Origin of the sequence: Arthrobacter caoxuetaonis (assembly GCF_023921125.1) — a bacterium.
In the GTDB taxonomy this organism is placed as follows: Bacteria; Actinomycetota; Actinomycetes; order Actinomycetales; family Micrococcaceae; genus Arthrobacter_B; species Arthrobacter_B caoxuetaonis.
Genome location: NZ_CP099466.1, coordinates 3,017,646 through 3,031,590, shown reverse-complemented (window position 1 = coordinate 3,031,590; position 13,945 = coordinate 3,017,646). Strand labels below are relative to the sequence as shown.

The following is a 13,945-nucleotide window of genomic DNA, read 5'->3' as shown; positions in this document are numbered from 1 at the left end:
TCGATTTGGTCGGGGTGACAGGATTTGAACCTGCGACCTCGTCGTCCCGAACGACGCGCGCTACCAAGCTGCGCCACACCCCGTAACCACTGCCTGGCCGAAGGTTTCCCTCCCGGCGAAGCAACTTTACAAGTGTACTCGACAGGGGCCGGGAGCGCGAAATTGGCGTCGGTCCGGGCCGAAGACTCAGACGAGGGAGTCCTGCCACGCCTCATTGAGCGCAGCGAAACGCCCGGTGCCGCTGGTCAGCTCCGCAGGCGTGCCGTCTTCGACGACTTCCCCGGAGTCCATCACCAGCACCCGGTCAGCAATCTCGACGGTGGAGAGCCGGTGCGCGATGATCAGCGCGGTCCGGTTGCCCAGCAGGGACTTCAAGCCCTGCTGCACCAGCCGTTCGCTCGGAATGTCCAGCGAGGACGTCGCTTCGTCCAGGATGAGCACCGCCGGATCGGCCAGGAAAGCGCGGGCGAAGCTGATCAGCTGCCGCTGGCCTGCCGAGACCCGGCCGCCGCGCTTGTTCACGTCTGTGTTGTACCCCTCCGGAAGGGATGCGATGAACTCATGCGCCCCCACGGCCCGGGCAGCGGCCTCGATGTCCTGCTGCGAGGCGCCCGGTTTGCCCAGGGCAATGTTCTCAGCCACCGTGCCGCTGAACAGGAACGCTTCCTGCGTCACCATGACGACGGCGCGGCGCAGGTCCCGCTGAGTGAGGTCCCGCAGATCCACCCCGTCGAGCAGCACGGTCCCGGACGACGGGTCGTAGAAGCGGGCTATCAGCTTGGCAAGGGTCGATTTGCCGGCACCGGTCTGGCCGACCAGGGCCACCGTCTGTCCGGCGGGAATGTGCAGGTCCATCCGCGGCAGGATCAGCGGGCCGTCACCGTACCGGAACTCCACGCCGTCGAACCTGATGTCTCCCTTCGCGTCCTTGAGTTCCACCGGGTTTGTGGGCGGACGCACCGTGGGAACTTCCTCCAGCAGTCCTGAGACCTTCTCCAGCGCGGCCGAGGCGGACTGGAACGAGTTGTAGAACATTGCCATCTGGTCCACGGGCTGGAAGAAGCGCTTGGCGTACAGCAGCAGTGCCAGCAGTGCGCCCACCTCCAGTCCGCCGTCGAGCACCCGGAAGCCGCCCACCAGCAGCACCAGTGACACGGTGGCGTTCCCAATGAACATCAGGCCCGGCTGGAACACCCCGTTGAGGTTGATCGAGCGCAGCGTGGCCTTCCGGTAATCCTCGGCCAGCTCGTCGTTCTTCTGCGCGTTGACCTTCTCCCGCCGGAAAGCCTTCACGGCGCGGATGCCCGTCATCGTCTCGATGAAATGCACGATGAGCCTGGCTGACGTGACCCGGGAGGCGCGGTAGGCGATCTGGGAACGCTTCTGGTACCAGCGCGTGAGCAGGTACATGGGCACGAAGGCAACACACAGCAGCACGCCGGTGCGCCAGTCCAGGGCGAAGATACTCACCGCGACGAACACCATGTACATGGCTCCGGAGGCGAGCGAGCTGATGCCCGAGTCGAGCAGTTCGCGCAGCGCCTCCAGATCGGACGTCTGGCGCGAAATGATCCGCCCGGAGGTGTAGCGTTCGTGGAATTCCAGGCTGAGGCGCTGGGTGTGCCGGAAAACGCGCAGGCGCAGGTCCAGCAGCATGGCCTGGCTCAGCTGAGCCGTTGAGCGCACATAACCCGCAGTCAGGGCGGCGGCCAGCACTGCGGCGAGCAGGTATGTTCCGCCGGATGCCAGGAGCGGGAGGGAGTTGCCCGCCTGCAGCGCCGGCAGGGCATGGTCGATTCCGAAGGCAATAATCGCCGGGCCGGCTACCCGGGCGGCCTGGGAGATGACCACCAGGGCGATAGTGAGGATGAACCGGCCCCGGTTGGGCTTCAGCAGGGACCCCAGCAGTGTCAGGGAACGGCGTCGGACGGCCTGGTTTTCGGAACGGTCAAGATTGACGTTGTCCTCCCCGGCGGTGCCGGAAGGAACACGGCTCTCAGCCGGAACGGAGGCAGCGCCCCGGCGGATGCTGAACCGGCTCACAGGACCACCCCGTCTTCGTCTTCGGTTTCCAGTTGGCTGTCCAGGTCCTGCGGTTCCGCAGGAAGGCTCGCGATGACATGCCGGTAATGTTCGTTGCCGGCCAGCAGCTCGGCGTGGGTGCCCACAGCGGAGATGCGGCCGTTTTCCATCAGCGCCACGCGGTCGGCCAGCGAGACCGTCGACGGGCGGTGCGCCACCACCAGGGTCGTGGTGTCGGCCAGGACCTCACGGAGGCGGTGCTCGACGAGTTCTTCGGTGCGGACGTCCAAAGCGGAGAGCGGGTCATCCATGATCAGGAGGCCCGGCCGGGCAGCGATCGCCCGCGCCAGTGCCACGCGCTGGCGCTGTCCGCCGGAAAGGCTCAGTCCTTCCTCGCCGATCAGGGTGTCAGCACCCTGGGGGAGCGAGTACACGAACTGGGCCTGTGCCACTTCCAGTGCCTCGCGGAGCAGGAGGTCCGCCTCGGCATCGCTGGCAGGATCCGCTCCCAGGAGCACGTTGTCCCGCACCGAGCTGGAGAACAGCGTGGTGTCCTCGAAGGCAACGGCCACGATGGACCGGAGGTCTTCCAGCCGGTAATCCCGCACATCGGTGCCGTCGATCCGGATGCTGCCCGCCGTGACGTCGTAGAGCCGCGGGACCAGCTGCAGCAGGGTGGACTTTCCGCTGCCGGTGATGCCGACCAAAGCCATGGTTTCACCGGCGCGAAGGTCCAGGCTGACGCCGTCGAGCACATCCGGCCGCTCCGGGGACGCATCCGGATAAGCGAAGTGCACGTCATCGAACGAAAGCTGCCCGTGGACTTCGGCCGGGCGGCAGGGCTGCTCAGGATCCGTAATGGTGCGTTTGGCGTCCATGACCTCGAAGTGCCGGTCGATCGCTGTTTTGGCGGTCAGGGTCATGGAGAGCAGCGGGCCCATGGACTCCACCGGTCCGGCGATCACGGCGGCAGTGGCAAAGAACGCGACCAGGGCGCCGATGCTGACCAGCCCGGCGTCGACCAGCAGGATCCCCAGCACCAGGGAGACGGCCAGCGCCGCCTCCGGAAGCAGCGTCACCACCAGGGAGAACTTGGCCAGGGAGTTGGCCTTGTAGACCTCGGTCTGGCGGAGCCCTTCGGCCTGTTCCTCGAAGGCATCGAGCGCTTCGGAGCTGCGGCCGAACGCTTTCAGCACCCGGATGCCGTGGACTGACTCTTCCACGGTGGTGGCCAGGTCTCCCGCCTGGTCCTGGCTCTGCCGCGAGACGCGTCCGTAGAACCGGCGGAAGCGGAAGCCGTAAATGATGATCGGAACGGCCGCGGCCAGGAACACGATGGCCAGCTGCCAGGCGGTGAAGAACATGATGGTGACGCCGATGACGACGGTCAGGGCCGTGACGATGAGCATCATGGCACCGAACGCCATCCAGCGGCGGATCAGGTTCAGGTCGCTCATGGCCCGCGAAAGCAGCTGGCCGGAGCCCCAGCGGTCGTGGAAGGCAATGGAGAGATCCTGCAGGTGCCGGTAGAAGGATGTCCGAAGGCTGGTCTCCACAGTCGTTGACGGTGCGATCGCGAACTGGCGGCGGAGGGCCAGGAAAACAGCCTCAAGCGACCCGAGCAGCAGCACGATTCCCGTTGCCCACCACAGGGCAGGCACCGAGCCCCCGGGTTCCAGGTAGGAGTTCACCAGCACCCGCAGCACCTGCGGGATTGCCAGGGCGACGACGCTGGCGCCCAGTGCGCAGAGGAACCCCAGGAACAAACGCGGAAGGATTGGCCTGACATGCGGGTACAGACGGCCCAGCGATTGGAGCAACGTTGTCTGCCGGGGCATTAATCCTCTTCGAGCTCGCAGTGGTCCGCGCCGGGGCAGCGGACCGGATACCGCTCAATCGTAGGCCACGGCAGCCCTTCGGTACGACGGCGCCGGCTACTTTCCGCCGAGAGGCCAGTTACGGCTGGTTTCAAGGCTCTAAGGAGCCGTAACTGGCCTCTCGGCGGGGGTGAGGGTGAGCAGGACTGCTTCCGGGCGGCAGGCGAACCGCACCGGGGCGAACCGGGACGTGCCGATTCCGGCAGAGACGTTCAGCGGGACCGTGCGGCCGCGGTGCTCCCAGTCGGTCAGCCCCTTGGCCCGCCAGGTCGGCAGGTCGCAGTTGCTGACCAATGCGCCGTAGCCCGGAATGCAGACCTGGCCGCCGTGGGTGTGCCCGGCCAGGATGAGCTGCGCTCCGCCGTCGGTGAAGTAGTCCAGGACCCGCTGGTACGGGGCGTGGGCGACGCCTATGCGCAGGTGGCGGGCGGAGTCCGACGTCGAACTGCCGGCCGGGAAACCCGCGTAGCGGTCCCTCTTCAGGTGCGGATCATCGACGCCGGAGAAGTCCAGCCGCATGCCGTTCAGGACCAGGGACTGGTTCCGGTTGGCCAGGCCCACCCAGCCGGCGTTGCCAAACGCGGAGAACATTTCTCCGAACGGCAGCTTGGCCGGGTTCTTCCGCAGCTTGGACGGCGACGTGAAGTAGGTAAACGGGTTCTTCAGCACCGGCGCGTAGTAGTCATTCGAGCCCGGCACAAACACACCCGGGAACCGCAGCAGCGGTTTCAGCGCCTCCAGCAGCGGCGGGACCGCTTCGAGATGACTGAGGTTGTCCCCGGTGTTGACCACGAGGTCCGGCTCAAGGTCCGCCAGCGACTGCAGCCAGCGGGTCTTGCGCGCCTGCCCCGGTACGTAGTGGATGTCGGAGAGATGCAGGACACGCATCGGCTGGCTGCCCGGAGGCAGCACAGCGACCTCCTCGGTGCGGATGCCAAAAAGATTGCGCTCGATGAGTGATCCGTAGGCGAAGGCACCTGCGCCGGCTGCGGCAGCGCTGCCGGCTGCCCAGGCCGCGGTTTTCAGGACGGAATGTGTTGTCGCAGCCAAGGTCAGTCGTTGTTCTGGTTGTTGCCGTTGTTGCCGTTGTTCCCGCGGTTGTCCCGGTTCGGGGCAGGAGCGCTGGGGCGCGGCGGCGCGGGGGCCTGCCCAACGACGTTTGCGGGCGGGTTGGCAAACGGGTTGGCGCCGTACTGGCCGGGCACCCGCTGGATGAAGTTCTTCCAGGACGGACCGGCGATGAGCGAACCATCAATCTCGGGGTAGATCCGCCCGCCAATCAGCTTGTCCGACATGGAGGTGTTGTTGGCCTTCCAGTTGCCGATCCAGGAAGCAGTGGAGAGGCCGGTGCTGTAACCCATGAACCAGGTTTGCGAACGGAAGTCGTTGGTACCGGTCTTTCCTGCAATCGGAACCCCGACCTGGAGGTTGATGCCGGAACCGGCTGTCATTACCCGCTGGGTAGCCATATTCACGCCCTGGGCAACTTCCTTGCGCATGACCTGGCTGCAGCTCTGCTCGGGAACCGGCAGTTCTTCGCCGTCGCTGGTCTTGACCGAAACCAGGGCACGGGGCTCACACATCAGGCCCTCGGCAGCGAACGTCGCGAACCCGGTGGCCATGGACAGCGGGGAAGCGTCTCCGCCGCCGCCGAACGTGGACGGCGGGTCGACGGAAAGCATCTCGCGTTCCCCGTCTGCGCCCTTGCCGTTGTGCACGCCCGCCGCGAAGGCCATTTCCTGGAACTTGCACAGGTCCAGCTCACGGGCTTCGGCCAGGGTGATGGTGTTGAAGGACTGGGCCAGTCCCTCAAGCACGGTGGTGGTGCGGTAGTTGGTGTCGCCGTAGTTGATTGGGGTCCAGGGCTCGGTGCTGACATAGGCACCGCCATAGCAGCTGGCGTTCCAGCGTGTGCCGGCCGGGTACGTGCGCTTGTTGCCGTTCAGGGTGGCATTGAGCGTCTTGCCGGAGTCCAGCCAGGCCGCCACGGTGAACGGTTTGTACGTTGATCCGGGCTGGAAACCGCCCAGGCCGTTGAGGTACTTGGTGGGGTCGCCGTCCTGGTAGACGTCCACGTTGAAGTTCTGCACTGAGTTTCCAGGCGCGAGTTCCGGGGTGTAGCGGGTGTTCTGCGCCATGACCAGGATCTTGCCGGTGCCGGGCTCCACGCTGACCATGGAGTGGCCGATTTCAGCATCGGTGGTGTCCGGGTTCGCGGTTTCGTTGATGGCAGCCTGGGCCGCGTTTTGGAGCGTGGGGTTAAGCGTGGTGGTGATGCTCAGGCCGCCGCGGTAGAGCAGCTTTTCCCGGTCCTCCCGCTCGGCTCCGTAGGCCGGGTCGTTGAGGACCAGGTGCTCGATGTAGTCGCAGAAGTACGGTGCCTGCACCGCGCCCACACAGTTGTTGGGAACCGGGGTCAGGTTCAGTTCCATGGGAGTGGCGACGGCGGCGTCGTGTTCCTCCTGGGTAATGCGGCCCTTGTCCAGCATGGCGTCCAGCACCAGGTTGCGGCGGGCCAGCGAACGCTCCGGATTCAGCTCCGGGCTGTAGTAGGTGGGGCCGTTGACGACGCCGGCAAGCAGGGCGGCCTGGGCGATGCTCAGGTCCTTCGCCTCGACGTTGAAGAAGTACTTGGAAGCTGCCTGCACGCCGAAAGTTTTCCCACTGAACGGCACGATGTTGAAGTAGCCCTCAAGGATTTCGTCCTTGCTGAGTTCCTTTTCCACGGCAATTGCCAGCTTGACCTCGCGCAGCTTGTCCCCAATGGTCTTCTGGCCGCTGAAGACAACCTCCCCGCCTTCCTGCAGGTTGGTGTCGATGATCACGTTGTTCACGTACTGCTGCGTGATGGTCGATGCGCCGCGGGTCCGGTCGGACGTCACGTTGGAGACAACGGCGCTGAAGATGCCCTGGAGGTCGACGCCGCCGTGCTCGTAATAGCGGTCGTCCTCGATCGCGAGCATGGCGTCGATCATGTTGGGGGAAATCTGGTCCAGCGTGACGGGCTGGCGGTTCTCCTCGTACAGCGTGGCAATCAGTGAACCGTCGCTGGCGTAGATGCTGGACGGTTCGGCCAGGGCTCCGCGCTGCAGTTCCGAAGGGAGCTGGTCGAAGAACTGGATGGACCCGGAAGCGGCGGTTCCTGCGGCAGCAGCGGCCGGAACCAGCAGGCCGGCGGCGAGGACGCCGCACAAAGCGCTCACACCAAAAAAGGCGACGATCTTGCCCAGCGTGGTAGCCGTGTCAAAAAAAGGAGATTTGCTAGCTGCCATGCCGATCAGTCTACAAGCACGCGCTAGTCTTTGGATCATGAGCAAATGGGAATACTTCATTACACCGCTGCCTTTGCACACCCCCGGCGCCGTGCTGAACATGCACGGTGAAGAAGGGTGGGAGCTGGTGCAGATCACCCCCGCACCGAACGGCACCGGATCCGTGGCCTACATGAAACGGGAGAAGGCCTAGTGAGTGCCGGCCCCGAGGCCGTATCCGCCGTCGAGCAGCGGCTGGCGGAACTGGGCCTGGAGCTTCCCGGCGTAGCTGCACCCGTGGCTGCCTACGTTCCGGCGGTCGTGACCGGCAACCACGTGTACACCTCGGGGCAGCTTCCATTTGTTGACGGGGGGCTGCCGGCCGTGGGCAAGGTCGGGGCAGAGGTCTCCGCCGAGGACGCCAAGGCGTATGCGGCCCGCTGTGCCGTCAATGCGCTGGCCGCGATCAAGGCGCAGATCGGCGACCTGGACCGTGTGACCAGGATTGTGAAAGTGGTCGGCTTCGTGGCGTCGGATCCCTCCTTTACCGGACAGCCGGGGGTCATCAACGGTGCCTCCGAACTGCTCGGCCAGGTCTTCGGTGAGGCCGGCAGCCATGCCCGCTCCGCCGTCGGCGTCGCCGTCCTTCCGCTGGATTCCCCGGTGGAAGTGGAAGTGATCGCGGAATTTGCCTAGCTTTACCAACCGTCTTTTTCCGCTGCCGCCCGCACAGCAGGCGGCAGCGGAAAGCTGGTTTGAGCGCGGCGAGGGCACGCCCCGCAAGCCGCGCGCCGCGTCGTCAGTACTCCTCCTGCGCGATTCCCGGGAAGGCGCGGAGGTTTTCCTGCGGTACCGCCGGGGCGAGTCACCGCTGGGAAAGATTGCCTTTCCCGGCGGAAGCCTGGAGGAAACAGACGGCGACCAGGTGCCCTGGTTCGGTCCCACGCCATCGGAGTGGGCCAAGGCGCTGGGGATGGACGACCACCAGCAGGCCATGCGCCATGTGGTGGCCGCGATCCGGGAACTCTTCGAAGAGACCGGGATCCTGCTGGCCGGGCCGGATGCCTCCACCCTGCTGGAAAGCAACCGCGGACCGGAATGGATGGAAGCACGGGAAGGCATAGCCTCCGGAGAGAAATCGTTCCCGGCACTTCTTGCGCGCCGGGGGCTGGGACTCCGCACAGACCTGCTCCGTCCGCTGTCCCACTGGAAAACCGCCGACTTCGCTCTGCGCCGCTTTGACACGTATTACTTTGCGGCCGTCCAGCCGCTGGGGCAGGAGTCCTCGCTGCTGCAGGGCAGGGGGATCTGGGGCAAATGGTGCATCGCGGTGCACGAATTCGAACGCCGGCAGACGACGGCGCTGGGCGACGAGGTGGGCCAGCCGGACACAGTGGGCCTGACCCTTGAGCAGCTCACCGTCCCGTCAGTGCAGCTGATGCTCGAGAAACTGGCCAAGGCCAAGGGCTGTATTGCCTATCTGGCGCACCGCCGGCCGAACACTGTGCACCAGCCCGAACTGGTGAAGGACGACGACGGCGCCTACCTGCTGCGCGTGTCCGGCAACGATGCAGCGGAGGGTGCGGGGCAGCGCGGCCGCTGATTCGGACCTGACGCACGAAAAAAGGCACTGTTCCCTCGCGGGAACAGTGCCTTTTTACCGCGGTCCTAGCGGGAGCGCTGGCGCAGCCGCTGTACGTCCAGGATGACGACAGCGCGGGCTTCGAGCCGGAGCCAGCCGCGCTGGACGAATTCCGCGAGGGCCTTGTTCACGGTTTCGCGTGAGGCACCGACGAGCTGGGCCAGCTCTTCCTGGGTCAGCTCGTGGGCCACGAGAATGCCGTCTGTTGCCGGCCGGCCGAAGCGGTCGGCAAGGTCCAGCAGTGCCTTGGCAACACGGCCCGGTACGTCCGAGAAGACCAGGTCAGCCAGGGATTCGTTGGTCCGGCGCAGCCGGCGGGCCAAGGCCTGAAGCAGCTGTACCGAGACCTCGGGACGGGTCTCGATCAGTGCCCGCAGGTTGTCGTGGCGCAGCCCGGCGAGGCGGGTTTCGGACACAGCCGTCGCAGTTGCGGTGCGAGGGCTGGGATCAAAAAGGGCCATCTCGCCGAAGAGTTCACCAGGGCCAAGAATGGCCAGCAGGTTTTCCCGGCCGTCGGGCGCGGAACGCCCCAGCTTGATCTTTCCGGACACGATGAAATACAGCTGGTCGCCCTGGTCGCCTTCGCGGAAAACAGACGCTCCGCGGGACAGGTCGACCTCGGTGAGCTCGGCAGTCAATGCGGCGAAGACGTCGTCTCCCAGTGAGGCGAACAAAGGCGCGCGGCGCAATACCTCGATATCCATGAAATCTCCTGTAAATAGTTGTCGCTTCTATTATCTTGCCGCACAGGAGAGCCATGTGACAGCTGTAATAGCCTTGTTCGCGCTCGGATGATAAAACGGCCGCCGGTTGTGGCCCGGGCAACACCGCCGTTCAAACGCCGGTACAGCCCGCTAGACTCGGGATGCTAAGGGCTACCTGGCAGCCGCACGTGTACTTACATCTTATTGGAGCTCTTTGTGCTCGGACTCACCGTTCTGGACATCATCCTGCTGCTGGCGCTCTTTTTCTACCTCCTGGCGGGCCTGCGCAACGGTCTTGCGGTCAGTCTCGGCGGCATCGTGGGCTTCGTGGCCGGTGCCATAGCTGCCTTCTTTGCGATCCCGCTGGTCTCCGGATGGGTTCCCGACGAGACGTGGCGTCTGGTCGCTGTGATCGCCACCGCCGTCATCCTGGTCCTCGTGGGCCACGCCGCAGGTGCTGCCCTGGGCGCCGGAGTCCGCCGCTGGTTCAACTTCGCACCGCTGCGTGCCCTGGACCGTATTCTCGGTGGGGCGCTGAACGTGGTCGTCGCCGCGGTGGTGATGTCGATGCTGGCCTTCAGCATCGCAACCCTGGGCATGCCCTTCCTCTCGCAGCAGATTGCTGCCTCGCGGGTCCTGGCAGCGATCGATTCGGCAACCCCGGATCCGGTGAAGACCTGGGCCGCCCAGATCCGCTCCTTCACGATTGATGAGGGGCTGCCGCGGATACTGGACAGCGCGGTGCCGGAAGCCGTTGAAGTGCCCACCGAAGGGATTAGCTCCGAGGCCCTGACGGCGTCGTCTGCCTCCGTCCTGAAGATCACCGGAACGGCCTTCCAGTGCGGCCAGAACCAGACCGGTTCCGGCTTCGTGGTCGCTGATGACCGCGTCATCACCAACGCGCACGTCGTCGCCGGGGTCAGGGAACCCGTGGTCCAGGTGCCGGGCGGAGGAGTTCTGCCGGGACGCGTGGTGCACTTTGACCCGGCGCGGGACCTCGCCGTGATTGCCGTTGACAACCTGGATGCCGAACCGATCGCGCTGGGAGAACGGCTGGCGGACGGGACGACGGTGGCGTTCGCCGGGTATCCCGCGGGCGGCCCCTTCCGGCTGCAGCCGGCCACGGTCCAGAACCTCGGTGACGTTTCGGTCCGCAGCATCTACGGCACCTCGCCCGAGGTCCTGGAGGTCTACACGCTTGCCGCCAATGTGCAGCAGGGCAACTCCGGGGGGCCGCTGCTGGACATTGACGGACGGGTGGCCGGAGTGATCTTCGCGAAGACCACCGGCGACCAGCCGATCGGGTATGCACTCTCACTTGCCGAGCTCGGGCCGATCGCCGAAGCCGCGTCAAGCTACCGCAGCTCCGTCTCGGCAGGGGAGTGCATCAGCGAATAGCCGCTACTGGGATTGCCCGCCCTGCGGGTCCAGTGTGGCGGCGAGGTAATCAACTGCCATCCGGTAGCCATGGATTCCCGCTCCGCAGATCACGACCTCGGCGACGGCTGAGACGAAGGAATGGTGGCGGAACTCTTCGCGCTTGTGGATGTTGCTCAGGTGTACTTCCACCACCGGAAGGCCGACGCCGGAGAGCGCGTCGCGCAGGGCCACGGACGTGTGGCTGTAAGCAGCCGGGTTGATGATGATCGCGTCAGCCAGCCCCGGCGCTCCGTGGATCGCGTCGATCAGGTCGCCCTCGTGGTTGGACTGGATGCAGTCTGCAGTCCAGCCGTGGGCTTCGGCCGCGGACATGGCGGTGGCCTCGACGTCGTCGAGTGTGTGCCTGCCGTACACCGCCGGTTCGCGGGTGCCGAGCAGGTTCAGGTTCGGTCCGTTCAGGACCAGCAGGTTGCGAGTCGGTGTAGTCATGGACTCAACTATGCCGCAACGGCCGCGGCCGGTTCAGTCTGTGACCTCGCCTTGATCATGCGCCCGGCGCCCAGCGCACCGGCGATGGTCACCAGCGACATCAGCGCCAACACCGCACCCGGGTGCCACCACGCGGCTCCGGTCGCGTCGGAGAAGACCTGTGTGACCGCGGGAGTGAAGCCGGCCAGGATCCCTGCGAAGCTGTAGGCGATCGACATGGCGGTAAAGCCCGTGCGGGCCGGGAACAGATCCGCCATCAAGCCGCCGAGCGCAGCCCAGGCCGCGGTCGGGGCGATTCCGCCGATCAGGATCGTGAGGATGTAGACCGGCTGGTTGGCGATGCTGATCAGGTAGTACAGCGGGAAGGAAATCAGCAGTGTCGCGGCTGCGCCGGCAGCGACCACTTTCGCCGAACCGATCTTGGTGGCGAGGTAGCCGAACGCCGGAATCGTGGCGAGCTGCAGCACCGAGCCGACCAGCGCTGCGTTCAGGACCGTTGATTGGGAGAGTCCCAGTTCGGAAATGCCGTAGGCCTGCGTGTAGGTGGTCATCAGGAAGTAGGAGCCAATACCCAGCAGGGCTGCGGCCATGGCAATGCCGACGGCGGCGGGCTGGGTGCGCAGCACGTCGAGCAGGGGGACCCGTGCCACTTCCTTGTGCTCGGCGACGTCCTTGAAGACCGGAGTTTCGTCAATCGCCAGGCGCATGTACAGGGCCACCGCCATGAAGGGGAAGGCCAGCAGGAACGGGATCCGCCAGACCCCGGCTTCCATAGCCTCGGGGGAGACCTGGGCCAGGAGCAGGAAGGTGGCCGTGACCATGATGGTCCCGACCGGAGAGCCGATCTGGGGGATCGCAGCGAACAGCGCCCGCTTCTTGGGTTCTGCGTGTTCGCTGGCGATAAGGACCGCTCCGCCCCATTCCCCGCCCACTGCCAGGCCCTGCAGCAGGCGCAGCAGCACCAGCAGCACCGGCGCCCAGATGCCGATGGCGTTGTAATCGGGCAGCAGCCCGATCACGCCGGTTGCCAGTCCCATCAGCACGATGGTGTAGATGAGCGACTTCTTCCGCCCCACCCGGTCACCGATGTGTCCGAAGAGGATTGCGCCCAGCGGCCGGGCCACGAACCCCATGCCCAGGGAAAGGAACGCGAGCAGGGTGCCGGTCACCGGGTCCACGTCCGGGAAGAACACCCGGTTCAGGATCAGGGCCGCTGCGGTACCAAAGACGTAGAAGTCATAGGACTCCAGTGCGGTTCCGACGAACGAAGCGCCGGCAACCTTGCGGGCCATGCGGGCGCGTTGGGCAGGGTTCACTGCTGTGGGGGAAGTAGACACAAGTGCTGATTGTGCTAGGTGTTCCGGTGTTTTGCCAACCGGCCCGCGGGGTGGCTCATTCAGGGCCGGTCAGCGGAGTGCGGTGCCGGCTGGAAGGTGCAGCTGCAGGACCGCGCGTCCGGCCTGCAGCAGGCTGGGGCCGACCCCCGTGGGATCGGAGACATAGCCGTGCACCATGGCCCCGTCCCGGAGCATGACCAGCTGGTCTGCCGCCTGCTGCGGGTCCTCGGCGCCCAACCGTGCGGCCAGGTCAGCCACGAGGCCGTGGAACCAGTTGCGGTGGCGCTCCACGGCAGCACGCACCGGGTGGTCCGCAGCAGGATACTCGGCGGCAGCGTTGATGAACGGGCACCCCCGAAAGCCCGGGCGGCATGCTTCCGTGCCCATGGCGTCCGCAAGGGCAGCAAGTGCCTGGCAGGGATCTGCCGGAAGCCGGGCGGCGGCCTCGCGGATCCGGTCCGACTGGGCGTCCAGGTACCCGGCAACCAGATCGTCCTTGGTTGGGAAGTAGCGGTAGAAGGTGACCTTGGTGGTGGACGCCGCGGCGATGATCTTGTCGGCGCTGACCGCCCGGATGCCCTCGGCGTAGAACAGTTCGCCGGCAGCTGCCAGGATGCGGTCCCGGACCGGGGGAGTGCCTGCAGGGGGAGTGGGTGCCATAGCGGGGGCTCCTGGGGATGGCGTTTAGTAGACTTACTAGTTAGTCTACTTGGACGGCGAGGCAAAGTCCCGCTGTTCACGAAGACGTTTCCTACCCCCAAGGAGTTCCCATGAGTGCCCTCTACACCGCAGTTGCAACCGCCACCGGTGACGGCCGGAACGGCGAAGCCCGGACGAGCGATGGCCTGCTGGCGGTGGATCTCGCTGTTCCGCAGGAAATGGGCGGCGCCGGCGGGGCAACCAACCCGGAGCAGCTCTTCGCCGTGGGCTACGCGGCCTGTTTCCACTCGGCACTGAAGATGGTGGCCCGCCAGGCGAAGGCCGAGATCAGCGACAGTGCGGTCACCGCCGAGGTCAGCATCAACCCCAGGGAAGAGGGCGGCTTCCAGCTCGCCGTGGCCCTCCACGTGGAAATGTCCGGTGTGGACCAGCCAACGGCTGACAAGCTTGCCCAGGAAGCACACCAGGTCTGCCCGTACTCCAACGCCACCCGCGGCAACATCGACGTGGAAGTGGACGCCGTCGTCGGCTAGTCCTTCCAAACTCACCGAGATAACAGAAACTGCCCGTATCAGGTCCGATA

13 protein-coding genes and 1 tRNA gene are annotated in these 13,945 nt (G+C 65.7%); 5 read left to right on the top strand and 9 right to left on the bottom strand.

The features are described 5' to 3' along the window. Positions 1–6: 6 nt before the first annotated feature. The 5 genes from NF551_RS14005 to NF551_RS13985 form a co-directional block, all read right to left on the bottom strand. Positions 7–83, bottom strand: a tRNA-Pro gene (locus NF551_RS14005). Positions 84–186: 103 nt separating this feature from the next. Further along, positions 187–2,028 (bottom strand): ABC transporter ATP-binding protein, encoded by a 1,842-nt coding sequence (locus tag NF551_RS14000; protein ID WP_227894567.1) that lies wholly within the window; start codon positions 2,026–2,028, stop codon positions 187–189. Positions 2,029–2,039: 11 nt separating this feature from the next. Beyond that, a complete protein-coding gene (locus NF551_RS13995) occupies positions 2,040–3,860 on the bottom strand; it encodes an ABC transporter ATP-binding protein (RefSeq protein ID WP_227894059.1) in 1,821 nt (606 codons plus the stop codon). A gap of 138 nt (positions 3,861–3,998) precedes the next feature. Continuing rightward, positions 3,999–4,955 (bottom strand): metallophosphoesterase, encoded by a 957-nt coding sequence (locus tag NF551_RS13990; RefSeq protein WP_423723832.1) that lies wholly within the window; start codon positions 4,953–4,955, stop codon positions 3,999–4,001. Further along, positions 4,952–7,171 carry a transglycosylase domain-containing protein gene (locus NF551_RS13985; protein ID WP_227894061.1) on the bottom strand — a complete coding sequence of 740 codons (2,220 nt, stop codon included), beginning with the start codon at positions 7,169–7,171 and terminating at the stop codon, positions 4,952–4,954. The genes NF551_RS13990 and NF551_RS13985 overlap by 4 nt, the downstream gene beginning before the upstream one ends. A gap of 37 nt (positions 7,172–7,208) precedes the next feature. Between NF551_RS13985 and sp36 the strand changes: the two genes are divergently transcribed. The 3 genes from sp36 to NF551_RS13970 are packed head-to-tail and all read left to right on the top strand — an operon-like array spanning position 7,209 to position 8,753. Then, positions 7,209–7,364, top strand: coding sequence for a Sp36 family protein (sp36, locus tag NF551_RS13980; protein WP_141653630.1), 156 nt, complete (start codon positions 7,209–7,211; stop codon positions 7,362–7,364). Beyond that, complete coding sequence (locus NF551_RS13975; protein ID WP_227894062.1) at positions 7,364–7,846, top strand: RidA family protein; 483 nt, start codon at positions 7,364–7,366, stop codon at positions 7,844–7,846. The genes sp36 and NF551_RS13975 overlap by 1 nt, the downstream gene beginning before the upstream one ends. Beyond that, on the top strand, positions 7,839–8,753 hold the full coding sequence (locus NF551_RS13970; protein WP_227894063.1) for an NUDIX hydrolase: 915 nt from the start codon (positions 7,839–7,841) through the stop codon (positions 8,751–8,753). The genes NF551_RS13975 and NF551_RS13970 overlap by 8 nt, the downstream gene beginning before the upstream one ends. Positions 8,754–8,818: 65 nt before the next feature. Here the strand turns inward: NF551_RS13970 and NF551_RS13965 are convergent, their stop codons facing one another. Beyond that, the gene (locus NF551_RS13965) at positions 8,819–9,496 is read right to left on the bottom strand and encodes a Crp/Fnr family transcriptional regulator (RefSeq protein ID WP_227894064.1); all 678 of its coding nucleotides are present in this window, start codon (positions 9,494–9,496) and stop codon (positions 8,819–8,821) included. A gap of 216 nt (positions 9,497–9,712) precedes the next feature. On the opposite strand from NF551_RS13965, the gene NF551_RS13960 reads away from it, so the two are divergent. Continuing rightward, entirely contained in the window at positions 9,713–10,894 is a 1,182-nt protein-coding gene (locus NF551_RS13960) for a MarP family serine protease (RefSeq protein WP_227894065.1), read from the top strand. A 3-nt stretch (positions 10,895–10,897) separates the two neighbouring features. Here NF551_RS13960 and aroQ read toward each other — a convergent pair whose 3' ends face one another. From aroQ to NF551_RS13945, 3 genes are all read right to left on the bottom strand, one after another. Then, the gene (gene aroQ, locus NF551_RS13955; RefSeq protein WP_227894066.1) at positions 10,898–11,365 is read right to left on the bottom strand and encodes a type II 3-dehydroquinate dehydratase; all 468 of its coding nucleotides are present in this window, start codon (positions 11,363–11,365) and stop codon (positions 10,898–10,900) included. An 8-nt stretch (positions 11,366–11,373) separates the two neighbouring features. Next, a complete protein-coding gene (locus tag NF551_RS13950; RefSeq protein WP_227894067.1) occupies positions 11,374–12,702 on the bottom strand; it encodes an MFS transporter in 1,329 nt (442 codons plus the stop codon). A gap of 69 nt (positions 12,703–12,771) precedes the next feature. After that, on the bottom strand, positions 12,772–13,362 hold the full coding sequence (locus tag NF551_RS13945; RefSeq protein WP_227894068.1) for a TetR/AcrR family transcriptional regulator: 591 nt from the start codon (positions 13,360–13,362) through the stop codon (positions 12,772–12,774). 110 nt (positions 13,363–13,472) lie between these two features. On the opposite strand from NF551_RS13945, the gene NF551_RS13940 reads away from it, so the two are divergent. Beyond that, complete coding sequence (locus tag NF551_RS13940; protein WP_227894069.1) at positions 13,473–13,895, top strand: organic hydroperoxide resistance protein; 423 nt, start codon at positions 13,473–13,475, stop codon at positions 13,893–13,895. Positions 13,896–13,945: the final 50 nt, after the last annotated feature.